We start from the raw sequence: 23,767 nt of genomic DNA, 5'->3' as shown, positions 1-23,767 counted from the left end.
GCGTTCCTTCATATTGCATGCCGATCGCTGACTTCCTGCGGGATTGCAGGGCCCCTCCGGCTTTCTTCTTACCCACCGTGGAAACAGCGGATGCGCGCACATAGCTGTTTATGAGGGGAATGCAAGCCTTGTGCGTCGTGCAGCAGCGGGGCAGGCATTGCGCAAACACACCAACGGGGAACACACGAATGCCTTCAGGTTTAGCAGCGCTGCTGGATGATGTTGCGGTAATTGCGCGAGCAGCGGCGGCGTCCGCCGATGATATTGCTGTCGCAGCAAGCAAGGCAGGCTCCAAAACGGCCGGGGTGGTGATTGACGATGCCGCGGTGACGCCCAGCTATGTCACTGGTCTTTCACCAGCGCGCGAATTGCCGATTATCTGGGCGATCACGAAGGGCAGTTTGTTCAACAAACTGATCATCTTGCTGCCGGGCGCGATCGTGTTGTCGGAGTTCCTGCCTTCGCTAATTATCTGGATCCTCATGCTTGGCGGTGCCTTCCTTTGTTATGAAGGTGCCGAGAAAGTCATGGAAAAGCTGGGCGGGGCAAAGCACGGCAAGACCATTGATGACGAGATCAGTGATCCTGTGGCTTTTGAAAAGCAACGTATTGCCGGGGCCATCCGGACCGATTTGATCCTGTCGGCAGAGATTATGGCGATTACTCTGAGCGAGCTTGATCTGCCGACTTGGTGGGAACGCGGTTTGGCATTGGCGCTGGTCGCGTTTGTCGTGACGGTTGCGGTCTATGGCACTGTCGCTCTGATCGTGAAGATGGACGATGTCGGCCTGAAGATGCTGCGGGAGAGCGAGGTCACCAACGTGCGCCGGTTCGGGGTGTTCCTTTTGCGGTCAATGCCCAAGCTTCTTGTCGCGCTCTCTTTCATCGGCACCATCGCAATGCTTTGGGTTGGCGGCGGCATCATCGTCCACGGCACGCATGAGGTGGGCTTCGATCTGCTCTATGACATCGCACACGGAGCGGAATACGCAGTGAAGGGCGTGACAGGCGCACTTTCCGGTATCGCTGGTTGGGTGACCTATGCCGGTGTTTCAGCGATCATCGGGCTGGCCTTGGGCGCTGTCATTGCGTTCCTACTGCACAAGGTTTTCGGGTACGAAGGAGCGCATTGATGGCGCGTCCCACGCTCTACACCTGCGCGGGATCGAGGGGCTGCGCGCAACTTGGGCGGCGGAAGAAGCCGAGGTCGATCTGGACCTGAAAGTGCTGCCGTTCCCCCCACGGTTTAAAGCGCCGGAGTATCTAGAGATCAATCCGCTAGGCACTGTCCCCATGCTGGTGGATGGCGATGCGCAGATGACCGAGAGTTGCGCGATTGCGCATTACCTTGCGGCAAAAAGAGCCGAGGCCGGTCTGGTGGTCTCTCCGGAGGAGCCAGACTATGCGGCGTATCTCGACTATACATATCACGCCGACGCTACGATCACTTTCCCGCAAACGGTCTACATGCGGTTTGCCTTGTTCGAGAAGGACAAGGGTTGGGCGGATGCCGGCCACGCGTACGGCAAGTGGTTTCACAAGCGACTAGTGAAGGTCGAACAACGACTGGCCGGCCGCGAATTCTTGTGTGCTGAACGCTTCACCGTCGCTGATATCTGCGTGGGTTACGCGTTGATCCTCGCCGAGAAGGTTGGACTAGATGAGGGCGTTCCAGACAGCCTGAAAGCCTATCGTAAGCGGTTGACCAATCGAGAACCCTATCAGCGAGCTGTCAGCCGCGAAGAGGCTGGCTTGAAGGCGCTGAACGTCGCGCCCTAATCCACCGGTCGATCAAGCTGTTCGCCGCATTTGCCGCAGGTTCTGTTCGGCCACGGCACCACCAGCATACCTCGAAAGAACAGGTTTCTGCCGCAAGTCGGGCAATTGTACCTCAGCATCGGTACATTGGCGATCACCAGCCCGACCGTGGCGATACCGAACGCGATGAATGAGTGTCCGAAGAAATACTCGCTGGCCATGACAAATGTGATCGCAATCACGAGCCATGCGAGCATCCGCTGGGCATGGAGTTTCGCGATATTGTAGAGGCTGGCCTTCATGCCAGACGCTCGAACACGCTTTTTGCGAAAGTGCTCAGCGTATCGTCGCGCGCACCCATAATGACGATACGGTCGCCTGGCTGGGCAAGTTCGACCAGCCTGTCGCCGCATTTCTCACGGCGTGCGATGTGCTCGGCTTGCGGGGCGTTCTCACCACTCGCGATAAGCTCGATTATCCGCTCGCTGCCTTCGCTGCGATCTACCGTGCCGCCAAAATAGACCGGATCACACATCAGCGCGAAGTCATCCCGCTCCAATTCATCTGCGAAAGTTTCCGCCAATTCATGTCCCATTTGTCGCAAAGGACCATATCCATGCGGCTGAAAGAAGGCGATAACGCGGCCCGGCGTGCTTTTCAGTGTTCGCAAGGTTGCGGCGCATTTCTCCGGATTGTGACCAAAGTCATCGACAATCGTGATGTTGCTTGCCGTTGTGCCTACGACATCGAAGCGCCGAGCCAAGCCCTTGAAGGATCCGAGAGCGCTGACCGCCTCTTGCAGGCCAATTCCCGCAGCACTCGCGGCGGCAATCGCGGCCAGCGCGTTCGAGAGATTGTGCATGCCTGGCATTGGCAGGGTTAGCGGGGCGATTTCCCGACTGCGATTGTCGAGAACCACAGCGTTGGTCCCGAATGTGTCCATCGCGATGCTATCCGGCTCGACCGTGATGTTGGCATCCTGCGTCGTGATCCCAAAACTGACCAGCTGATTTGCACGATCAGCCAGGCCTCGTGCTTCTGCATTATCGAAGTTCACCACACCACAGCCGGATGCCGCGAGATAGTCGCCGAATAGCTGGCGCAATTCCTCAAGGCTTTTGTGGTCTAGACTGACATTCAGCAGCACACCGATGGTCGAGCGATACAGCGCAATCGTCCCGTCGCTCTCATCAACCTCGCTCACATAGATTTCAGGCCGCCCAACGCGGGCGCTGGCGAACGGATTGCCCTCGTCGATGAAATTTTTCATCACCGCGCCGTTCATCACGGTGGGGTCAGAACCGTGCTCGGCCAAAATCCAGGCAATCATTCCCGTGACGGTCGATTTGCCAGAGGTGCCGCCAATAGCGACGGAATAGCCCGCTTCGTTAAACAACGCCGCATTCAAGTCTGCACGGCTCATGCGCGGTGAGCCAAGCTCCTTGGCGCGCACGACTTCGGGCACCGTGTCCTCAACGGCGGCGGATGCTACAAGTATTTGCTCACCAGATGTTAGCCCGCTTCCGTCTTGGGGGTGCAGCGCGAAGCCGTTTTCCGCCAGCCATGCAAACTTCTCAGGTGTCCGCCCCTGATCACGGCTGCGGTCCGATCCGGCGACTGCATGACCTATGCCGTGCACAATTTGGGCAAGCGGGAGCATTCCCGAGCCACCGATCCCGCAAAAAAAGAAAGGGCGTCCCGAAATGTCGGGCGTATCAATTTCTGACATGGCCTATACGGTTATTGGCTTGCACTCGGGCTGACAAGCGACCTAGGCTGTTTGCATGACAAATATTGCCATTTGTGCACCGGCAACGCCGATCACGCGCGATCATGCTGCGGCTCTTGAAGCGCTTGTCGCGGCCGAATTCTCCGAGCATTCGGTTACCTTTCACGATCAGTGCTTTGAGCGGCAGGGGCATTTTGCTGGCGATGATCTGCGTCGGCAGACTGGCTTACTCGAATGCGCGAACGATCCCGCATTTGACGCGGTGTGGTTCGCAAAGGGCGGATATGGCTCCAACCGCATAGCCGAAAGCGCCATTGCCCAAATGAACGCCAGCGCGCGAGAGAAGACCTATGTCGGCTTTTCAGATTGCGGATATCTGCTGGCTGCACTTTACCGCAACGGCATCGGGCAGTGTGCGCATGGCTCCATGCCTGTCAGCGCTCGGTCTGAGGGTGGGCGGCAGGCGGTGCGCCGTGTGCTGAAATGGTTTAGCGGGGATAATTCAGGTCTAGAGCCGAGCGTCGACGGAACGACTCCGACGGTCGCCTTCAACCTCATCACCCTTTCTATGCTGACAGGCACGCCCATGATGCCAGATCTCACCGGCCATATCGTCATGGTCGAGGAAGTGAGCGAGCACCTTTATGCGATGGACCGCTGTTTCTTTAATCTTGCAGGGGCTTTGCCGCGCGCGGCGGGTCTCCGGCTCGGAGCCGTAACAGCCGTGCCTGAAAACTATGTCGAGTTCGGCCAGGATGAAGTCGAAATCGCGCAATATTGGTGTGCGCGTGCAGGCATTCCCTATCTCGGCCGCGCTGAGATTGGCCACACCACTGCCAACAGGGTTGTGCCGTTCGGGCTTGCGAGTCCCTTCGGCGGTAATTAACCGCGCCGCCAACAGGAGAAGTATTCATGCGAGCATTCGTATTTCCAGGGCAGGGCAGCCAGAAGGTCGGCATGGGCAGTGAGTTGGCCGAGGCCAGTCAAGTCGCTCGAGAGGTCTTTGAAGAGGTTGATGAAGCGCTGGGGCAAAAGCTCTCGTCGATCATGCGCGAGGGGCCTGAAGATCAACTCACGCTTACCGAGAATGCTCAGCCTGCAATCATGGCCAATGCGATTGCGACTTTGCGTGTGCTGGAAAGCGATTTCGGCGTCTCACTGGCTGACAAAGGCGATTGCGTAGCTGGACACTCGTTGGGTGAATACACCGCTCTATGCGCCGTGGGGGCGTTCTCGCTTGCGGATACTGCGCGACTGCTGAAGCTGCGTGGTCAAGCTATGCAGGCGGCTGTGCCAGTGGGGGAGGGCGCGATGGCTGCTCTGCTCGGCGCGGACATAGAAAAAGCGACAGCACTCGCCGCCGCAGCTGCGGATGGTGATGTGTGCGAGGTTGCCAACGACAATGATCCGGGTCAGGTCGTTATCTCAGGTCACAAGACCGCGATCGAACGCGCAGTCGCGCTCGTCAAAGACCACGGGATCAAGCGCGGCGTGCTGCTCCCTGTTTCGGCGCCGTTCCATTGTTCGCTCATGAAGCCCGCCGCAGACCGTATGGCGGAAGCACTGGCCGATACGCCTCCAGGTGCACTCACGTTGCCGCTTTTTGCCAATGTCACCGCTTCAAAGGTCACCGATCCAGAAGAAGAGCGCGCATTGCTCGTCGAGCAGGTCACCGGCCGTGTACGCTGGCGCGAAACTGTGGCAGCGATGCACGAAGACGGCGTTGGCCAATTCGTAGAACTGGGTGGCAAGGTGCTTACCCCGATGATCCGCAAGATAGCGGTAGAAGCGGAAACCGCCAGCCTGATCACGATGGAAGAGCTTGAGGAATTCGCTAAGCTCTGCACATGACGCTTATAGCCTTTCTTGCTGCCTCGGGTCTTGTTTTGTCGAATGCCGCGGAGCGTATTCCCGAGCCAGTGCGCTGTGTTGTTACTGGATTGTCCGAAGCGGATAGCAGCGCAATTGACGATTGGGCTTCGCGCTATTCCTTTCCCGACATTAGCGGACGTGATGCGGTCAACGCAATTCTGAGGCGCAAAGCGGAAGCGTGTGGCAAAGACGAAGGTTGGGCCGAGGATAAGCAGGCTGAAGCCTTAGCAGCCGCAATGACTGCGCTCGAAAGAGAGACGGCATTCGCGGCCATGCCTGAAGCAGCCGGTCGGTTGGCCCAATTTCAAGCAACGCTCGACGAAGATGAGCTTGAGCGATTCAGTAACGCAACGGCCTTGGTGTTCGGGCTCACATTGCTGGAAGCGATTGGGGATGAACGGTTGCCCAATGAGGACAAGGTTCTTCAACAGTTTATGACGCTTGGTTTGACCAATCAAATAAATACCGCAGCTCCCGAACTGACCGAACAGCAAGTCAATGCGGTTTTTCATCTGGGTCTATTGGACGGAGGGCTGCGCTTCGTTGCTGTGTCGTTTGCCAGGGCGGATGACATAGCGCCCGCTGGTTCCAAGAGTAGTGAAGAGCCGACTACGACGACACCACTGCCCTCCGGCGATTGAAGGCTACGACTATGGGAGGACGTCCATTGACTCAACTGCATTGGATTGGCGACTCCAACCGACACTTGCTTGACAATGTCGCACCCGGAACTTTCGATCATGAAATTAGCGCGGAGCGTCTCACGAAGTACCTCTCGAGCTCGGGAAATTGGATGTGTCTGGCGTTGCGCGACGGTCTTGTTGTGGGCATGTTGATGGCAGTCATCCACGATCATCCTGACAAGCCGACCGAGCTATTCCTTGACGAGATCGGCACAGGCGACGATTGGCGACGGAAGGGCATCGCTCGCGCGCTGCTCAAGGAATTGTTCAAGCGCGCAGACACCGAAGAGATAGAAGAGATTTGGTTGGGGACCGAAACCGACAACATACCCGCAAGAGGATTGTATGAGAGTTTCGGGCACGAGCGTGAGGACGCCGTGATCTATTACCTCGACTGGTGAGGAGACGTAACGAAGATGTTTTCACTTGAAGGAATGAACGCGCTGGTCACCGGTGCAAGCGGCGGCATCGGTTCGGCGATTGCGACCGCGCTGGCGAAACAAGGCGCGCGAGTGGCCCTGTCCGGCTCCAATGGCGACAAGCTGCGTGTCTTTCGCGAACAGCTGATCAGCGAAGTCGGCGGTGACCATGTAGAAATCACCTGTAACCTGTCCGACACCACGCAGGTCGAGGAGCTTATTCCTGCTACGCTCGATACGCTGGGCGGGATCGACATTCTGGTGAACAACGCCGGCATCACCCGCGATAACCTCGCCATGCGTATGAAGGATGACGAGTGGGATCAGGTCGTTTCGATCAATCTCGAAGCCGCATTTCGCCTTATGCGGGCCAGCGCTCGCCCAATGATGAAAGCGCGCTTTGGACGCATCATCAACATCACCAGCGTTGTTGGCCACACCGGCAATCCGGGGCAGATGAATTACTGCGCGGCCAAAGCTGGCCTGACCGGCATGACCAAGAGCTTCGCGCAGGAAGTCGCAAGCCGCGGCATAACCGCCAACTGCATTGCTCCGGGCTTTATCCGCACCGCCATGACTGGCGCGCTAGATGAAAAGCAGACCGAGGCGATCAACGCCCGCATCCCGATGGGTCGCATGGGCGAGGGCGACGAGATCGGTGCTGCCTGCACCTTCCTAGCCAGCCGTGAGGCGGGTTATATGACAGGTGAGACTCTGCATGTTAATGGCGGCATGGCGATGGTGGGGTGAAGCAGGTTTGATGAGGCATCATCATCGTTCTTGGGGATTTGTATGTTTAGATTTACGTCGTCTTTCGTCGCTATCGCGGCTTTCGCTGGAGCCCAACCGCTTATGGCACAGCAGCCAGAGGTGGTTAATTGCATAGGGAACTTGACGGATCCTGCCTTCGCTACTCTTTTAGGGGATGATGTTCTGAATGCGGCTGAGGGCGGGACCGGAATACCGGTGAGCACGTCCATATCAATTGGTTTCGCAGCCGCTGCCGCGACCTGTGTTGCAGAGCACAAGATATCGAGAGACAAGGTTGAGCCCGCCATACAATCGGCGATATCATTGCTGATGATTTTGGAGCTTGAGGGACGAATAGCCAAAACAGGCCTCGATCTCGGCCCGACGAAAGTCATGTTGCAACAGAAAGCCGCAAACCCCAATCTGGATACGACGGCGTACATGGATGCTAGGCCACAAGAGTTCGCTCTTCCTTTCAATAAGGCGGCGGCAAATTCTGGCAAATCCGCTGAGGCCATCGCCTCTATGGTTGGGGCCTATATGGGGGTGGTGCTGTTGAACAGGCAGGCCAATGCCGTGCTGACCGGCAGTTGACGGCTGCTTATCCCCAAGCGAATCCCTGCTCTCTCCTTCAGAAACTTGCCCGTATCCATCTTCGCGCTAAGGTTTTTGCCAATTCCCGAGCACTGCGGGCGACTCCAGCCGTCCGTGTGCTCATCACGATGAAGCAATAGGGCCAAGGTTCATGAAGGCTACGATCGAACGCGCAACACTCCTCGGGTGTTTGTCCCACGTCCAATCGGTGGTGGAGCGTCGCAACACCATCCCGATCCTCTCAAACGTGCTGATCGATGCGAGTGACGGCGGGACGGTTAAGGTTATGGCGACCGACCTCGATCTTCAGGTCGTGGAAACGATGAGTGCAGCCTCGGTCGAGACGCCCGGCGCGATTACGGTTTCGGCGCACCTGTTGTTCGATATTGCCCGTAAGCTGCCTGAAGGCTCTCAGGTGAGCCTTGAGACGGCCGAGAACCGTATGGAAATCAAAGCGGGCCGCAGCCGCTTCAAGCTGCCCACGCTGCCGCGCGATGATTTCCCTGTGATCGTCGAAGGCGATCTACCGACCAGCTTCGAGCTTCCGGCCAAAACGCTGGCTGAAATGATCGATCGCACCCGTTTTGCGATTTCGACCGAGGAAACGCGATACTACCTAAACGGCATCTTCTTGCACGTGACGGACGACGATGAGCCTGTCTTGAAGGCCGCTGCAACCGACGGTCACCGTCTTGCGCGCTTCACCCTGGCGCGACCTGATGGCGCAGAGGGCATGCCCGACGTGATCGTCCCGCGCAAAGCTGTCGCTGAGCTAAGAAAGCTGCTCGAGGAAGCTGACGGCAATGTTCTGGTCGATCTGTCCGCCAGCAAGATCCGCTTTACGCTGAGCGGTGAGGGCGGGGTCGTGCTGACCAGCAAGCTGATCGACGGAACCTTCCCTGATTACAGCCGCGTCATTCCGACCGGCAATGACAAACTCTTGAAAGTTGATCCAAAGAGCTTCTTCCAAGGCGTTGATCGCGTTGCGACAATCGCCACCGAGAAGACACGCGCTGTAAAGATGGGTCTCGATAAGGATCGCGTTACCCTTTCGGTCACATCACCGGATAACGGCACCGCGACTGAGGAGTTGGCCGCCGACTATGACTCGGATGGATTCGAGATCGGCTTCAACGCCAACTACCTCAAGGACATCCTCGACCAGATCGACAACGACACTGTCGAACTGCACCTCGCGGATGCAGGCGCGCCAACGATGATCCGCAAAGACGAGAACAGCCCTGCACTCTACGTGCTGATGCCGATGCGGGTCTGATCGCAGCTTCGCGGACTAATGCCTGACGTCCGCATCTTTGGCACGGTCATATCGACTTACACTCGCATTGTTCAGACCGCTTGCGAGGAAGCGGGATTAAGCCACGAGACTATCCCGACTCCTGCGCGATCACCGCAGAACCGGCATCCCTTTGGCAAAGTGCCTGTGGTGGAGGTTGACGGGCTTGAGTTGATCGAAAGCGTCTCCATCGCGAGCTACATCGACAATGCACATAACAGCGCAGCATTGCAGCCAAGCGATCCGGTTGCGCGCGCGACATGCGACAAGTGGATAGCACTCGGAAACAACTACCTCTTCCCGCTGTTCGAAAACGGGCTGATCATGCCGTGGATCATGCACCGCATGGGCGGCTTTCCGCTGGATCAGGACGTGATCGAGCGTGCTCTTCCGAATATCAGCCTCTCGCTCGGCCATATCGAGGGTGAGCTGGGCAAGGACGGTGCCTGGACGGCCAACGGCTTCACTATGGCGGATGTGTTCCTTTACCCCATCATGCGGGGCCTCGAACTGACGCCGCAGGGTGAAATGGGCATCGCGCAATGCGATCACATCAGTGCCTGGCTGAGGGGTTGCGAAAAACGTCCTTCTATCGCTGCAACACGGTGGGAAACCGAACCGGACTAGGCTAGGTCAATGCTTAAAGAGGAGGAGACACCCCGATGAGCCTTTCACAAGTCCACGTTCGCAAGAATGAACTCACCAGTGCAGCAATGGCCGAGGTACCGAGCAGCGATCTAGCCGACGGTGCCATTCGGCTGAAAGTCGAGAGTTTTTCGGTCACTGCCAACAACATCACCTATGCCGTGGTCGGTGACGGGTTTGGATATTGGAACTTCTTCCCGCCCAAGACCGACGAGGATGGCATGGGCATCGTGCCGATGTGGGGCCATGCGAAGGTAATCGAAAGCAATCACCCCGAATTCGCCGTGGGCGAGCGAGTCTATGGCTACTTGCCGATGGGCACGCATCTGGATGTGCGGCCAGGCAGCGTCACACCGATGAGCTTCTCCGATACGACCGATTATCGCCAGCCGATGAGCCCGGTCTATAACAACTACACCCGACTTGCCGCGGACCCGGAGCATGATCCGGCGCGTGAAAATGAGCGGATGATTTATGGACCATTGTTCAAGACGGGATTCATCATCGATTACTTCATGCGCTCGGAAGACTGGTTCGGTGCGACGCAGGTGGTGATGACCAGCGCGTCTTCGAAAACGTCGATGGGCCACGCTAGCTGTGCGAAGCTCAATTCCCCAAACATCAAACGGATTGGCCTGACCTCTGCCGGTAATGTCGACTTCGTGAAATCGACCGGTCTTTATGACGAAGTGGTCGCCTATGATGACGTGTCATCGATTGCCAACGAGCCGACGGTAAGCGTTGATTTCGCAGGCAATCCCAAGCTTTTGGCGAGCATTCACCAGCATTTTGGCGACAATCTCAAATACTCATGCCTCGTTGGCGCGACACATATCGAAGAACGCGGGGCGGGCTTTGGTGCAACGGGCGATCTGCCCGGGCCAAAACCGACATTGTTCTTCGCACCAGATCATTTTGTTGCGTTCTTCAAGGAGCATGGCCCGGTTGAAGGTGGCAAGCTCGCGGCGGCGGCGTGGCACAGTTTCCTGCAGTCGGTCGAAGGTGCGATCGAGATTGTGACGCTGCCCGGGCTGGAAGCGGCGCGGACGACCTATTTGGAGATGATCGGCGGCAGCGTTGATCCGGCCAAGGGGATCGTTATCGAGCCCTGAGCGCGATCAATTGCGTTGGACGGCGTAATCGAACAAGCCGTCCAATTGCGCTGCGTGCCTCTGAGCGATCTTGTCGGCCGTATCCGCTTCGGTCGGGACAATGCACCATCCGCCGCCTTTGGCGAGCGCAGCGTCCAGTCCTTGCTCTAATTCTTCAGGGCCTGGCTGCGCGCGCCAGTGATCGCCAATCTCATCCGGGGCTTGCCGCGCGCCTCCGAAACGCTCGGGCCGGGCTTGAGCCGCGTTCCAGATCTGGGTGTTGAGTATGCCGGGGCACAGAATTGTGACGCCAACCCCTTCCTCTGCCAATTCGGCGGTCAAAGCTTCGCCGATGGCTGCGGTCATCTGTTTCGTGGTCGCGTAGAGTGTGAACGGGCCACTGACCGGTGTGACCGATGCCGAACTGGCTGTAATGCCGACGTGCCGCGAACCGGTGTTGCCCTTGAGCGCTGGAAGCCATGCCTGTGCGGTGTGAACAGGGCCCATCACATTCACGCCCATGAGCCATTCCAACGTGCGCGCCTTCGCACCGGCCACGGTGTCTGCGGTTCCCACACCGGCGTTGATCCAGAGTAAGGATGGCTGGACACCCATTGCGATCATCTTTTCGGCGACGCGTGCGGTTTCTTTGGCATCCGAGACATCGCACCCATGGGCGAGTGATCCGTCGCCGCACAGCCGCGCGGTTTCTTCTGCCTCGTAAGCGTCGATATCGAGGGCGCAGATGCGCATACCCTTCGCCGAGAAATGCTGTGCCAGCCAGCGCCCTATGCCTCGGCCGGCTCCGGTTATGACAGCCCAGTCGCCTTGATTGGGCTCGAATGCGCTCATTCAGCAGCCTCAGCCAAAGCAGCCCGCTGTGGCCCACGGATCAGTCCGCCGGGCGTTTCACCGGTCCATTTGCCGTCTTCGAAAGTCACCACGCCACTCTTGATGGTGCAGGCATAGCCATCAGCCTTTTGCAGCAAACGCTTGCCACCTGCTGGCAGGTCAAAGGCTAACCACGGGCGGCCCAGTTTCAACCGCTCCATATCGATCACATTGATATCGGCGAGGTAGCCCGGCGCGATGACACCGCGATCTTCGAGGCCATAGAGCACTGCCGTATCGTGGCACTGGCGCTTAATCGCGTTCTCCAGAGTAATCCGCTCGCCGCGTTTGCGGTTCTTCACCCAGTGTTCGAGCATGAAGGTGGGCGAGGCCGCATCGCAAATGGTGCCACAATGTGCGCCGCCATCAGAGAGCGAGTTCACCGTATCATCGGCGTGCTGAAGCGGGTGGAGGAAATCGAGATTTCCCTCGGCATAGTTTAGGATTGGCAGGTAGATAAAGCCGGTCGCGTTTTCGCGGCACAGCATGTCGTAGGCGTATTCCTGCGGGTCGATACCAGCCGCCTGCGCGCGGGCGTTCACGCTGGCTGTTTCGTCTGGCTCGTAGTCGAAATCCGGGTCCATTTCGTATTGCAGCGCCCAGCCTTGGGTAATGACCATGACGACACCAATGATGTCCATCGGAGCCTCGGAATAGTCGTTGGCTTCGCTCAAAAGCTGTTTCTTGAACGCGGGATCGAGCAGCTTGGCTTTCTGCTCGGCCCAGGGCAGCTCAGCGATGGATTGCCAGCTGGGGCGATACAGGAACGGGTTTACCGTTCCTTGCCACGCCATAATGATGCCGTTCCCACGCAGCGCGATCTGGGCCACGATGTTGGCGCCATTGTCATTTTCGGCGCGCATGGTTTCGATCTGCTCTTTGAGCGGCATTTCCTTGGCAATGGATTCCAGCGCCGCGAAGGTAACTGGGATGCCGGCCTCGCGGCTAAGTTTGCCCATCCACTCAAACTCATTCCAGTCGCGCTGAAGGTCGCTCGCCATTTCGAACACGGCATATCCGCCAGCATCCTTGGCGCGGCCCATAGCGTGACCGATTGCTACCAATTCCTCCGGCGTCGCGGTGGTGCCGGGCACCAGCTCGCCATCGACCGATTTGTGCAGCACGGTGCGTGAAGTCGAGAAACCAAGTGCGCCCGCCCGCACGCCTTCTTCGACGATATCGGACATTGCCTTGATGTCGTCGGCGGTGGGAACAGCACCAGGCTGCTCGCGGTCTCCCAGAACATAAGCGCGAACCGCGCCATGAGGGACATGAGTTCCGACATCGACGGTGCGAGGCATCTTTTCGAGCGCATCGAGATATTCAGGGAAGGTCTCCCATTCCCACGTAATCCCTTCAGCGAGGGCTGTGCCGGGAATATCCTCGACGCCTTCCATCAGGCTGATCAGCCATTCGTGCCGGTCGGGCTTGGCAGGGGCAAAACCAACGCCGCAATTGCCCATCACCACTGTGGTAACGCCGTGCCAGCTGGACGGGGCCATCTCCTGATCCCACGTCGCCTGACCATCATAGTGGGTGTGAATGTCGACAAAGCCCGGGGCGACGACCTTTCCATTTGCGTCGATTTCCTGTTCGGCATCACCCCGAACAGTGCCAACTTGCGCAATCAGTCCATCCTTGATTGCGACGTCCCCGATGAAGCTATCCTCACCCGTTCCATCAACGATGGTTCCGCCCCTGATAATCAGGTCAAATGCCGGCATGGTCTCTCTCCCAGTTTTTCTTTGAAACCTGGTTATCACATCGCGCGGCCTGGTGCTATGCTTGGGCTATGGCTTCAGAATTCAGTTGGAACCCGCCCGCAGACAGCGGAGTTTCGGTCCGAATGGTGCAAACCGCAGGCTTACGCTTTGAAGTGGCGGAGGCAGGCGAGGGCGATCATCTCGCGCTGTGCCTTCATGGCTTTCCGGAAATCAACTATTCTTGGAGGCATCAGATCCCTTTGCTGGTGGAGAAGGGGTACCGCGTCTGGGCGCCCAACATGCGTGGATACGGTGCCACTGACCGGCCCCATGAGATGCGCGAATATGCATTGGACCGGCTTACGCAGGATGTCGCCGATCTGATTGATGCGAGCGGTGCCAAGAAAGTGACGCTGATTGCTCACGATTGGGGTGCGATTGTCGCATGGATGTTCGCGATCCTGAAGCTTCGGCCGCTGGAACAGCTTGTGATTATGAATGTGCCGCACCCTGGACCCGCGCGGCGGGAAATGCGGCGGTGGCGCCAGTTACGGAAGAGCTGGTATATCTTCTTCTTCCAGCTTCCGCGCCTGCCAGAGATTTTGCTGGGCAGGAAAGATGGTGCTGCGGTTGGTAAGCTCTTCGAGCGCACCTCCAGCAATCCCGAACGGTTCGGGCCGTCAGTGCAGCGAACTTACAATGATGCCGCAGCACGACCCGGCGCGCGGAGAGCAATGGTCAATTATTACCGCGCATTGCTTCGCCACAGAGATAGCGTTGAACCCGGTGAACTGAAGGTCGAGGTTCCGACTTTGATGGTGTGGGGTGAGGATGATGTCGCGATCAGTATCCATTGCACCGAAGGCACGGCGCAATGGGTGCCCGATCTGACGCTTAAGCGCTTACCCGGAGTCTCTCACTGGGTACAGCAAGACGCACCTGAAGAGGTGAACGCTATTCTGGAGGATTTGCTGAAGGGTGGTTAGGCCGCCTCTGCTTCGGCTTCCGTTTCAGGAGCGTCGTAGAAATCACGGATTGTGTCGACGCATTCATCCTTGTGACTGAGCAGGAACAGGTGCCCACCATCCTTGAACACGCGAAGTTCGCTGTTCGGGATCAGCATGTTCAGGAATTTGCCGTTTGTGAGCGGAACGATCGCGTCATCGTCGCCCATCATAATCAGCGTCTCCTTCTGCAGCAGGAAGGGTAGTGCAGGCGCGCTGGTCCAGCCGAGCATACAGAGCAGCTGATACATGTATCCACGTGGGGAGGGCGGCTTGAGCAGGGACATGTGTCCCTTCTTGCCCTTCGTTTTACCAAGACCTTCGCCGTAAAGCGTCTCAAAGTTCTTCAGCATGTAGTCCATGTCGACGTAGCGACGTGGATTGGCCATTTTGGTGAGCGCTTTCGGGCTCCCTGGCATCATCATCATGCCGGCGCTCGTCGCAACGAGAATGACACGCCGAGTGCGATTGGGGTGCTGCATGGCGAAATGCTGCGCCATACCGCCGCCCCAGCTGATACCCATCACATCGACTTCTTCGACACCCAGCTGATCAAGTAGCTTTGAGGCCGTCCAGCTCATCGTGAACGGATTGTACGGGATCAATGGTTCAGGTGATTCGCCCACACCAGGCATGTCGAACATGATGAAAGGGCGCTCGGGCAGCGCGTCCGCGAGCGGCGCAACCGCTTCGATATTCGCGCCGATGCCGTTGAAGAACAGAACAGGCAAATGCTGGCTGGGCTTATCCAGCCTCCACGTAGCGGTCCGTAGCGTCCGTCCGCCCACATTCATCATGGAAACGACGGCATTTTTCATTGGATCAGACACGTAGTTTTCGTCCTTTCAGGCACCCATGGAGGGCGTGTAGCCTGGGTGGGAAGCACCCTCGTTGATCCCTAACGGGGGTGCTTCCCATAAGCTTGTTATTCTCTCTTATTGCAGGCCTCTATCAGACTTCTTCGACGACGTAGAGTCCGGGGGCCGGGTCGCTTGGGGAATGTGCCTTGCTGCCCAATTCCTTGGGCGCGGCGACTTTCTTGCCCGCGCGCTTCTGGATCCATTCCATCCAGTACGGCCACCAGCTGCCTTTGACCTCTTCGGTGCCTTGCAGCCATTCGTCAGCGGTATCAGGCAGTTTGCCCTTCTTCTTCTGAACGAAGTACTTCGCCTTCGGATTGCCCGGAGGGTTCAGGATCGCCTGCATGTGGCCAGATTGGCTGAGCACATACGTCACGTCTTTGGAGCCGAACAGCTTGGTCGAACGGTACGTCGCTTTCCATGGGGTGATGTGATCGGTCACGCCGCCGAGGATGAAGAGGTCTGCTTTGACCTTTGTCAGATCGATCGTGTGATCTGCCATCTCCACAGTTCCTGCCTCAACGAACGCCATCTTCTCGAAAAGAGTCAGGAAGTCGCCCATCAGACTTGCCGAGAGGTTGGTCGCGTCCGAGTTCCAGTAGAGGACGTCGAATGCGGGCGGATCCATACCAAGCAGGTAGTTGTTGATGACGTAGCCCCAGATCAGGTCGTTGGGGCGCAGCCATGCAAAGCCGCGGGCCAAGTCATCTGCTTTGATAATCCCGGCTTTCTCCGCGCGCTTGCGAGCGAGCTTCATGCCGTTGTCGCTTACAAGTGACGCTGCTTCGATATCGGTGTTCTTAGGGTGCAGAACACACACCATCAGCGTCAGAGTGCCCAAAATGTCGTTCTTTGTCGCGGCCAGTTTAGAGGCAAGCACAGAAGCTGTCTGACCTCCAGAACAACCAGCCGAGACGTTGACCTTCTTGGAGCCGGTGATTTCGGAGACGACCGAGAGCGCTTCTTCGCAAGAGGCGATGTACTCGTCCATGCCCCATACGCCTTGTTCTTTGGACGGATTGCGCCATGAAATGACGAAAGTCTGCACGCCATTATCGACCTGCCATTTGATGATCGACTTCTCTGGCGAGAGGTCGTTGATGTACATCTTGTTGATCTGTGGCGGGATTGTCAGCTGCGGGATCTCATAGACCTCGTCAGTCGTGGGCGCATACTGGACGAGCTCAAACATCTCGGTGCGGTAGACAACGGCGCCTTTGGAGGTCGCAATGTTCTCGCCGATCTTGAACGGGCGCTTGTCGACCTGGCTGACCATGCCCTTATTTTTGGTCAGGTCATTATAGGCATTCTGCAGCCCCTTGATCAGAGAGAGGCCACCAGAATTGATGATCTGTTTCTGCGCGCTGGGATTACCTGCGAGCGTATTGGTCGGGGCGATGCCATCGAGAATGATGTTGGCTATGAAGTTAGCGCGGTTGCGCTCGAGCTCATCAAGCTCAAGCTCCTCAAGCCAGCTGCGCATGCCCTTTTGCACGGCGAGATAATACTGTGCACCAGCACGGAAGAATGGGTTGTACTGCCAAGCCGGATCCATAAAGCGCTTGTCTTTGGGATCGGGCGCAAGTTCGCTTTTACCGGTCATGATCTTGACCATGTCCTCACCCATGGATTGGGCGTGGCGAACGAAGCGGCGAGGATCGCTGGCCGTTTCACGCAGCAAAAGGGCGACCGCGCTTACGAAGTCTTCGCGCGCAACACCGATCAGTGGTCCGAGTGCATTGGTGGATTGTGATGCTTCGTTTTCAAGCTCGACCGGTCCGGTCATGTTCTCATTCTCCTTATCCCAGTCTTCTGGGCTGAAAGCAGCATTAGCGGCAATTGCAGCAAACGAAAACCGCCGATGTAGAGAACCAAAAACCGATCGCGGAGCAGTGATCGAACTCGTCCTTACGCTTTCGCAAGTATTTGCGCTTAAGGCACCATTAGCGCTTTTTCTTACCGGTGCACCTTAGGAGACTGATTGCGATGGCAAGCCTGCTGTCACGCTTTTCAAAAACGGAAAAGTCCGATGCCGCATTGCCAGACGCGTTGCCGTCGGAGGTGGCACCTATCCGTGATAATGATATCGAGCGCCGTGTCGAATTGCTGGATAGCCTTGAGGGTACCGGTGTAGGGACATTTTGGGCGAGCGACCGTGAAGGCCGTTTAATCTACGTGTCTCCTGCTGCGTTGAGAGAGCTTGATTTGACAGTTGATCAACTGTCCAAGTTCAACATCCAAGAGTTCTTTCTTGCCGACCGCGATGGCGAAGAAGGAGACATGGGTGAGAGCAGAGAACGCCCGCTGCGCTTTCGCCTTGCCGCTCGCAACTCAATCAATGCGGCCAGTGTGCAACTGGGGCTCGAGGATCGCGAGATCTGGTGGGAAATCGCGGCCAAGCCGCATTTCGATTCTGATGGAGAATTCACCGGCTATCGAGGAACGGCGCGTGATGTTTCCGATACATACGAAGAGAGGCGTGATAAGGAACGCCGGTCTCAGTTTGACACGCTGACCGGACTTGCCAATAGATATCGGATGGCTCGACAACTGGAGTCTTCCTTGAAAGCTTTCCAGGTCTCGAAGCGCACATGTGCTTTAATGATGATGGACTTGGACCGGTTCAAACAAGTCAACGATACCCTTGGCCATCCTGCTGGAGACGAACTGCTCAAACAGGTCGCAGCCCGCATTAAGCGGATCATTGGAGACCAAGGCGAGATTGGTCGATTGGGAGGCGATGAATTTCAGATCATCTTGCCAGATATCGACGACCGCGGAGATCTGGGTGATCTTGGACAGCGGATCATTCAGATGGTCTCACAACCGTATTCGATCGAAGGAAGTCGAGCGATCATCGGATCTTCGATTGGCATCGCCATCGCACCATATGATGGTGTCGAAGCCGAAGAACTGACCAAGTCGGCAGACCTTGCTCTCTATGCCGCCAAGGGCGGTGGACGCGGCCAGCATCGGTTTTACTCAACCGACCTAAAAGACAGTGTAAACCACCGCGCGGAAATTGAAGAGGACTTGCGCGATGCAATCGCTCGGGACGAGCTGTTCCTCCATTATCAGCCAATCGTATCGGCCAAGACGCATGAAATTGCTTGCATGGAAGCGCTCATGCGGTGGGAGCATTCGGAGAAGGGCAGAATCCCTCCAGGTGACTTTATTCCGGTCGCCGAGGAGGTTGGAATTATTCGTGAGATGGGTGAGTGGGCCCTTAACGAAGTCTGCAATGAAGTTTGCAATTGGCCCGGCGACTTGAAGGCAGCAGTGAACGTCTCAGCCGTTCAATTCGCCGCAGATGATTTCGTGGAAATCGTTCGCAAAGCCCTAAACAACTCTGGAGTAGAGCCAGGGCGCATTGAGCTCGAGATAACCGAAAGCGTTTTCATAGGTGATGTCGAACGTTCATTGCGGGTTTTCAGAGAGTTGAAAGATCTCGGTGTTCGCCTCTCACTGGATGACTTTGGTACTGGTTATTCGTCGCTAAGCTATTTGCGCGACGCTCCTTTTGACAAAATCAAGATCGATCAGAGTTTTGTCAGAGGGTGTTCTGCCCAAGACTCGAATAACCTAGCGATCGTCGCAGCTGTCGTTAGCCTCGCAAACGCCCTTGGCATGGAAACGGTAGCTGAAGGCGTTGAAGCAAAAGACGAGCTTAAGCTCGTGACGAGCCAAGGTGCCACGCATTTGCAGGGTGTACTCTTCTCGAGACCTGTCGCGGCACAAGAAATCATGGACGAGATTGCAAAAGGCAAACTGCAACTGACCCCGAGGGGACCAGAAAAATTCCGCGACGACAGATTTACCCAATTCCGAAAAATCAGCCTGATACACGGCGATCATCGCTACAGCGTTCGGCTCCGCAATCTCTCCAAATCAGGCGCAAAGATTGAAGGGCTGGTTGGGGTGCCTTTGGGCGAACAGGTTGTTCTCGATCTTGGCGGCGGGCAACTGGCTGTTGCTACGGTGCGCAGGAGCGAAGGAAGCAGTCAGGGCGTCGAATTCGAGACTGCATTGGTAAGCGACGGAGCGGAGGGCCTTTGCACTCGTCACCGTGTTTCGCCTTACCAGATTGAGATGGCGGGTAGGCCGCTTAGGTCGCTTGGCGAAGATCCATATGCAGCATTAATGCATGGTCAGACCAATTCATCACCTCGCGCTTTCTCGGAAGTGCAGCTGTCTCGCTAGGCGATCTATCCCTTTGCTTTAATGCGGATAAATCTAGCCGGCTTAGGCAAGCATTAACGGTCGGATAAGCTCGATCGGTAGGCAAAAAATTAACCAAAGCAGCCTAAACCTTTAGCAAGACGAAATTACTCGTCGCGCAGGTGAGGAGGGCTGGCTTAAGTGCCGCTCAGAAGTCTTTTATCGTCAAAGGGAGCCGGTCGCCAGTCGAGCGGTCCGGTGAGTGACGCCGCCACGGTTTTGTCCGATGGTGAGAAGCTCGCCATGCTCGCAGATCTTGAACAGTCCGGTCTTGGATGGTTCTGGGCGAGCGATGCTGCTGGCAAATTGACTTACGTCAGCGCTGCGATTGCAGAGCGCCTTGAAATCGAAATGGACGATTTGATCGGGCATCAACTCGCTACCCTTTTTGAACCTATCGAAGGGGACGGGCGCACAAAGTCCCTGGCGTTAAAGCTGGGAGCACATAAGTCATTCACTGCCTTCGACGTAATGGCGACGAAACGTCCAGAGGGCGCAGTTCTTCGGCTTTCAGGGCAACCGTGCTTTGATGGCGAAGACTTTGCCGGCTTCCGCGGTACCGGCAGCGATATCACCCAACAGTATTATCGCGAAGCCGAAACCATGCGGCTGGCCAAGTATGACTCGTTGACCGGGCTCTCGAACCGTCATCGCATGTCACACGTGCTGGAAAGCACTCTCACTGCGTTCAAGACAGCAAAACGCAACTGCGCTGTCATGATGCTTGACCTCGATAAATTTAAGCAAGTCAATGACACCATGGGCCATGCCGCCGGTGATGAGCTGCTCAAGCAGGTTGCTGATCGGCTCGGTCGAGCAATTGAGCGTGAGTGTGAGATAGGGCGTTTGGGCGGTGATGAATTTCAGATTATGATCCCAGATCTCGACGATCGCGGTGAGCTGGGTGAGATTGCGATGAAGATCATCACTATGCTTTCCCAGCCCTATTCGCTGGATGAAGGCAGAAGTGTGATCGGCTGTTCTGTCGGCATCGCTGTGGCGCCTCACGATGGTGTGGATCGTGAAGAGGTTGTGCGGTCAGCCGATTTGGCTCTCTATGCAGCCAAAAACGGTGGGCGAGGACAGTTCCGTTTCTATTCTGGCGATCTTGAGAATGAGGCAATTTTCCGTCGCAGGCTGGAAGAAGATCTCGGAGCGGCGGTCCGCGAAGATCAGCTGTTTCTGAAATACGAGCCAATGATCGACGCCAAAACTCAGCGGGTCCGCGCATTGGAAGCCCATGTTTGCTGGCAGCATGAACAACGCGGAGAAATCGACGAGGAAGAGTTTGCCTCGATCGTTGATGGTTCTGCTCAAGCAGTCGACGTCGGAAGATGGGCCATTTCGCAAGTCTGCGAGCACGCTGCTGACTGGCCAGAGAGCGTTCGGGTATCTGTTAATGTACCGGTTGAGCTCTTCAGGTCGCCTCAATTCATCGATGTGGTGTCGGCCGCTCTGCAGAGCGCAGAATTGCTTCCTGACAGGCTAGAGCTGGAAATCAGCGAGGCTGTATTCTTCGGCGATTCCAATGACGTTGATCGCACGCTCGCCCAACTCTTCAAACTAGGCGTACGATTGACGCTAGATGAGTTTGGCAGCGGCTATTCATCGCTTGCCTATTTGCGCCGCGCGCCTTTCGACAGCATCAAAATTGATGGGACGCTGATCGAAGAAGCGGAGCGCTCAAGTAAAGGTGATCTTGGTCTGATCAAGGCCATCGTCGCTCTTTCCAGCGCCCTTGATATGGAGACAATTGCGAACGGCATAGAAAGCTCGCAACTCTTATCATCTCTCGCGAAATGCGGTGTGCAGGTAGTCCAAGGCCCCATTTTCACAGATCCGCTTACATTGGATATTGTTGCCAAAGAGCTGACCGGTGAAGCATGGAGAATATCACCGAATGAAGGACGTGAGAGACGCGCTAAACGCCGCACGGTATTCCGTAGCATCCAGGTCATTCATGATGACCATTCATATGAAGTCACACTGCGAAATCTCTCTAAGACAGGTGCCTTGATCCAAGGCCTTACTGATGTTCCTAAGGGCACGCAGTTTGTGGTCGATTTGGGAGGTGGGCAGTTGGCCGTTGCCACTGTCATCCGGACAAATGCAGACACGCAAGGCTTAGAGTTTGAGCAGTCGCTCGTCGAAGACGGTTCAGGCGGTCTTTGTACGCGAAACCGAGTTTCACCCTATGCTCTGGCATCGGCTGGCGCTCCATTGGCCGCATTGTCTGCCGGAAGTTATAAAACTATGGAAGGAGGGACATTGGGCGAAAGCGGTAGCGTTCCGCAATTCGCCTATGTCAATAGCGCGATCAACGAAGTTTCATGAGCTACTGATCAATACCGTCAAACAAACTGTGGCGGATGTTGCGATTTTCGCGAATGACATTGGTGTGAAGCATCGCTAAATCGCGGTGCAAATGACTGACCTTTCCAAAATTCGTAACTTTTCGATCATTGCTCATATCGATCATGGCAAGTCGACGCTCGCTGATCGGTTGATCCAGTTCACGGGCGGCCTCACAGAGCGTGAGATGACCGAGCAAGTCCTTGATAACATGGACATTGAGCAAGAGCGCGGCATCACCATCAAGGCCCAGACGGTCCGGCTCGACTACACCGCCAAGGATGGCGAGACGTATCAGCTCAACCTCATGGACACGCCCGGCCACGTCGACTTCGCCTATGAGGTCTCCCGCTCCCTCGCCGCATGCGAAGGCGCGTTGCTGGTTGTAGACGCCGCACAAGGTGTCGAAGCGCAAACCCTCGCCAACGTCTACCAATCGATCGAGCACGACCACGAAATCGTCCCCGTCATCAACAAGGTCGACCTGCCCGCCGCCGAACCCGAACGCGTGCAGGAGGAGATCGAAGAGGTCATCGGCCTCGACGCATCCGAAGCCGTCATGACGTCAGCCAAAACCGGCATCGGGATCGAAGACGTGCTCGAAGCCGTCGTCGCCAAAATCCCGCCGCCGAAAGGCGAACGCGACAAACCGCTCAAAGCCTCCCTCGTTGACAGCTGGTACGACCCGTATCTCGGCGTCGTCATCCTCGTCCGCGTGGTCGAAGGCGTCCTCACCAAAGGCCAGCAGATCAAGTTCATGCAGGGCGGCACACAGCACCTTGTCGACCGCGTCGGCTGCATGCGCCCCAAGATCGAGCAATTGCCCGAACTCGGCCCCGGCGAAATCGGCTTCATCACCGCGCAGATCAAAGAGGTCGAACAGGCCCGCGTCGGTGACACCATCACCACGGTCAAGAACGGCGCCAGCGAAGCGCTCACCGGATATAAGGAAGTGCAGCCGGTGGTGTTCTGCGGCCTGTTCCCGGTCGACGCCGCCGACTTTGAAAAACTGCGCGAGAGCATCGGCAAGCTGCGCCTGAATGACGCATCGTTTAGCTTCGAAATGGAAAGCTCCGCCGCACTCGGCTTCGGCTTCCGTTGCGGCTTCCTCGGCCTGCTTCACCTCGAGATTATTCAGGAGCGCCTGTCTCGCGAATACGATCTCGACCTCATCACCACCGCGCCATCGGTCGTCTACCGCGTCCACCTCTCCAAATCGAAGACCGAGGACGCGACCACGATCGACATTCACAACCCCGCCGATTGGCCCGATATCAACCGGATCGAGACGATCGAGGAACCGTGGATCAAGGCGGTGATCTACACGCCCGATGAATATCTCGGCGCGATCCTGAAACTGTGTCAGGACCGGCGCGGCATCCAGACCGACCTTACCTATGTCGGCGGCCGCGCACAGGTGACCTACGAATTGCCGCTCAATGAAGTGGTGTTCGATTTCTACGACCGCCTGAAATCGATCAGCCGCGGCTATGCCAGCTTCGATTACGAGCAAGTGGGCCTGCGCGAAGGCGACCTTGTGAAGATGAACATCCTCGTGAACGCCGAACCCGTCGATGCGCTATCGCTGATCGTCCATCGCGGCGTGGCGGAAGAGCGGGGCAGGGGCATGTGCGAGCGCCTCAAAGACCTGATCCCGCGCCACCTGTTCAAAATCCCCGTCCAAGCCGCCATCGGCGGCAAAATCATCGCCCGCGAGACGATTGCGGCGATGCGCAAAGACGTAACTGCGAAGTGTTACGGCGGTGACATTACCCGGAAGAAGAAACTGCTCGAGAAGCAGAAGAAGGGTAAAGCCAGAATGAGGGAATACGGTAACGTCTCGATCCCTCAGGAAGCTTTCATCGCTGCGCTGCGGATGGGTGAGGAATAGCGAAGGCGCCTAA

The 23,767-nt window shown here is 56.8% G+C and carries 21 protein-coding genes; 15 read left to right on the top strand and 6 right to left on the bottom strand.

Annotated features, from left to right (window positions below):
• Positions 1-188: 188 nt before the first annotated feature.
• Positions 189-1,133, top strand: coding sequence for a DUF808 domain-containing protein (locus AC0V6K_RS00545; RefSeq protein WP_472623739.1), 945 nt, complete (start codon positions 189-191; stop codon positions 1,131-1,133).
• Positions 1,087-1,779, top strand: a complete 693-nt coding sequence (locus AC0V6K_RS00540; RefSeq protein WP_472623737.1) for a glutathione S-transferase family protein — start codon at positions 1,087-1,089, stop codon at positions 1,777-1,779. The genes AC0V6K_RS00545 and AC0V6K_RS00540 overlap by 47 nt, the downstream gene beginning before the upstream one ends.
• Here the strand turns inward: AC0V6K_RS00540 and AC0V6K_RS00535 are convergent.
• The gene (locus tag AC0V6K_RS00535; protein ID WP_472623735.1) at positions 1,776-2,060 is read right to left on the bottom strand and encodes a hypothetical protein; all 285 of its coding nucleotides are present in this window, start codon (positions 2,058-2,060) and stop codon (positions 1,776-1,778) included. The two genes, AC0V6K_RS00540 and AC0V6K_RS00535, sit on opposite strands and share 4 nt — an antisense overlap.
• Complete coding sequence (locus AC0V6K_RS00530) at positions 2,057-3,487, bottom strand: glutamate ligase domain-containing protein (RefSeq protein WP_472623733.1); 1,431 nt, start codon at positions 3,485-3,487, stop codon at positions 2,057-2,059. The genes AC0V6K_RS00535 and AC0V6K_RS00530 overlap by 4 nt, the downstream gene beginning before the upstream one ends.
• A gap of 55 nt (positions 3,488-3,542) precedes the next feature.
• Between AC0V6K_RS00530 and AC0V6K_RS00525 the strand changes: the two genes are divergently transcribed.
• The 9 genes from AC0V6K_RS00525 to AC0V6K_RS00485 all read left to right on the top strand — a co-directional run bounded on the left by AC0V6K_RS00525 (position 3,543) and on the right by AC0V6K_RS00485 (position 10,856).
• Positions 3,543-4,373 (top strand): LD-carboxypeptidase, encoded by an 831-nt coding sequence (locus tag AC0V6K_RS00525; protein WP_472623731.1) that lies wholly within the window; start codon positions 3,543-3,545, stop codon positions 4,371-4,373.
• A gap of 26 nt (positions 4,374-4,399) precedes the next feature.
• Positions 4,400-5,338, top strand: coding sequence for an ACP S-malonyltransferase (gene fabD / locus AC0V6K_RS00520; protein WP_472623729.1), 939 nt, complete (start codon positions 4,400-4,402; stop codon positions 5,336-5,338).
• The gene (locus AC0V6K_RS00515) at positions 5,335-6,000 is read left to right on the top strand and encodes a hypothetical protein (RefSeq protein ID WP_472623727.1); all 666 of its coding nucleotides are present in this window, start codon (positions 5,335-5,337) and stop codon (positions 5,998-6,000) included. Before fabD ends, AC0V6K_RS00515 begins: the two co-directional genes overlap by 4 nt.
• Positions 6,001-6,011: 11 nt before the next feature.
• Positions 6,012-6,443: a GNAT family N-acetyltransferase gene (locus AC0V6K_RS00510; RefSeq protein WP_472623725.1), complete on the top strand. Its 432-nt coding sequence runs from the start codon at positions 6,012-6,014 to the stop codon at positions 6,441-6,443.
• 15 nt (positions 6,444-6,458) lie between these two features.
• Positions 6,459-7,211: a 3-oxoacyl-[acyl-carrier-protein] reductase gene (gene fabG / locus AC0V6K_RS00505; protein WP_472623723.1), complete on the top strand. Its 753-nt coding sequence runs from the start codon at positions 6,459-6,461 to the stop codon at positions 7,209-7,211.
• Between the two features lie 141 nt (positions 7,212-7,352).
• Positions 7,353-7,805, top strand: a complete 453-nt coding sequence (locus tag AC0V6K_RS00500; protein ID WP_472623721.1) for a hypothetical protein — start codon at positions 7,353-7,355, stop codon at positions 7,803-7,805.
• 151 nt (positions 7,806-7,956) lie between these two features.
• The gene (gene dnaN / locus AC0V6K_RS00495) at positions 7,957-9,081 is read left to right on the top strand and encodes a DNA polymerase III subunit beta (RefSeq protein WP_472623719.1); all 1,125 of its coding nucleotides are present in this window, start codon (positions 7,957-7,959) and stop codon (positions 9,079-9,081) included.
• A gap of 18 nt (positions 9,082-9,099) precedes the next feature.
• Positions 9,100-9,726 carry a glutathione S-transferase family protein gene (locus AC0V6K_RS00490; RefSeq protein ID WP_472623717.1) on the top strand — a complete coding sequence of 209 codons (627 nt, stop codon included), beginning with the start codon at positions 9,100-9,102 and terminating at the stop codon, positions 9,724-9,726.
• A 35-nt stretch (positions 9,727-9,761) separates the two neighbouring features.
• Entirely contained in the window at positions 9,762-10,856 is a 1,095-nt protein-coding gene (locus tag AC0V6K_RS00485; protein WP_472623715.1) for a DUF2855 family protein, read from the top strand.
• 6 nt (positions 10,857-10,862) lie between these two features.
• On the opposite strand, the gene AC0V6K_RS00480 is transcribed toward AC0V6K_RS00485, so the two are convergent.
• Entirely contained in the window at positions 10,863-11,687 is an 825-nt protein-coding gene (locus AC0V6K_RS00480) for an SDR family NAD(P)-dependent oxidoreductase (protein WP_472623713.1), read from the bottom strand.
• The gene (locus tag AC0V6K_RS00475; protein WP_472623711.1) at positions 11,684-13,450 is read right to left on the bottom strand and encodes an N-acyl-D-amino-acid deacylase family protein; all 1,767 of its coding nucleotides are present in this window, start codon (positions 13,448-13,450) and stop codon (positions 11,684-11,686) included. The genes AC0V6K_RS00480 and AC0V6K_RS00475 overlap by 4 nt, the downstream gene beginning before the upstream one ends.
• A 68-nt stretch (positions 13,451-13,518) precedes the next feature.
• Between AC0V6K_RS00475 and AC0V6K_RS00470 the strand changes: the two genes are divergently transcribed.
• A complete protein-coding gene (locus AC0V6K_RS00470) occupies positions 13,519-14,415 on the top strand; it encodes an alpha/beta fold hydrolase (protein ID WP_472623709.1) in 897 nt (298 codons plus the stop codon).
• Here the strand turns inward: AC0V6K_RS00470 and AC0V6K_RS00465 are convergent.
• Positions 14,412-15,251 carry an alpha/beta fold hydrolase gene (locus tag AC0V6K_RS00465; protein ID WP_472623707.1) on the bottom strand — a complete coding sequence of 280 codons (840 nt, stop codon included), beginning with the start codon at positions 15,249-15,251 and terminating at the stop codon, positions 14,412-14,414. The genes AC0V6K_RS00470 and AC0V6K_RS00465 overlap by 4 nt on opposite strands.
• Positions 15,252-15,384: 133 nt before the next feature.
• Positions 15,385-17,079: a PHA/PHB synthase family protein gene (locus tag AC0V6K_RS00460; protein WP_472623705.1), complete on the bottom strand. Its 1,695-nt coding sequence runs from the start codon at positions 17,077-17,079 to the stop codon at positions 15,385-15,387.
• Positions 17,080-17,279: 200 nt separating this feature from the next.
• On the opposite strand from AC0V6K_RS00460, the gene AC0V6K_RS00455 reads away from it, so the two are divergent.
• From AC0V6K_RS00455 to lepA, 3 genes are all read left to right on the top strand, one after another.
• The gene (locus AC0V6K_RS00455) at positions 17,280-19,493 is read left to right on the top strand and encodes a putative bifunctional diguanylate cyclase/phosphodiesterase (RefSeq protein WP_472623703.1); all 2,214 of its coding nucleotides are present in this window, start codon (positions 17,280-17,282) and stop codon (positions 19,491-19,493) included.
• 216 nt (positions 19,494-19,709) lie between these two features.
• Complete coding sequence (locus tag AC0V6K_RS00450; protein ID WP_472623701.1) at positions 19,710-21,845, top strand: EAL domain-containing protein; 2,136 nt, start codon at positions 19,710-19,712, stop codon at positions 21,843-21,845.
• A gap of 91 nt (positions 21,846-21,936) precedes the next feature.
• Positions 21,937-23,754: a translation elongation factor 4 gene (gene lepA, locus AC0V6K_RS00445; protein ID WP_472623699.1), complete on the top strand. Its 1,818-nt coding sequence runs from the start codon at positions 21,937-21,939 to the stop codon at positions 23,752-23,754.
• Positions 23,755-23,767 lie beyond the last annotated feature (13 nt).

It is taken from the genome of Erythrobacter sp. S43 (genome assembly GCF_057364955.1).
The sequence above is the reverse complement of the archived record's forward strand: the minus strand, read 5'-3'. Positions and strand labels throughout refer to the sequence as shown.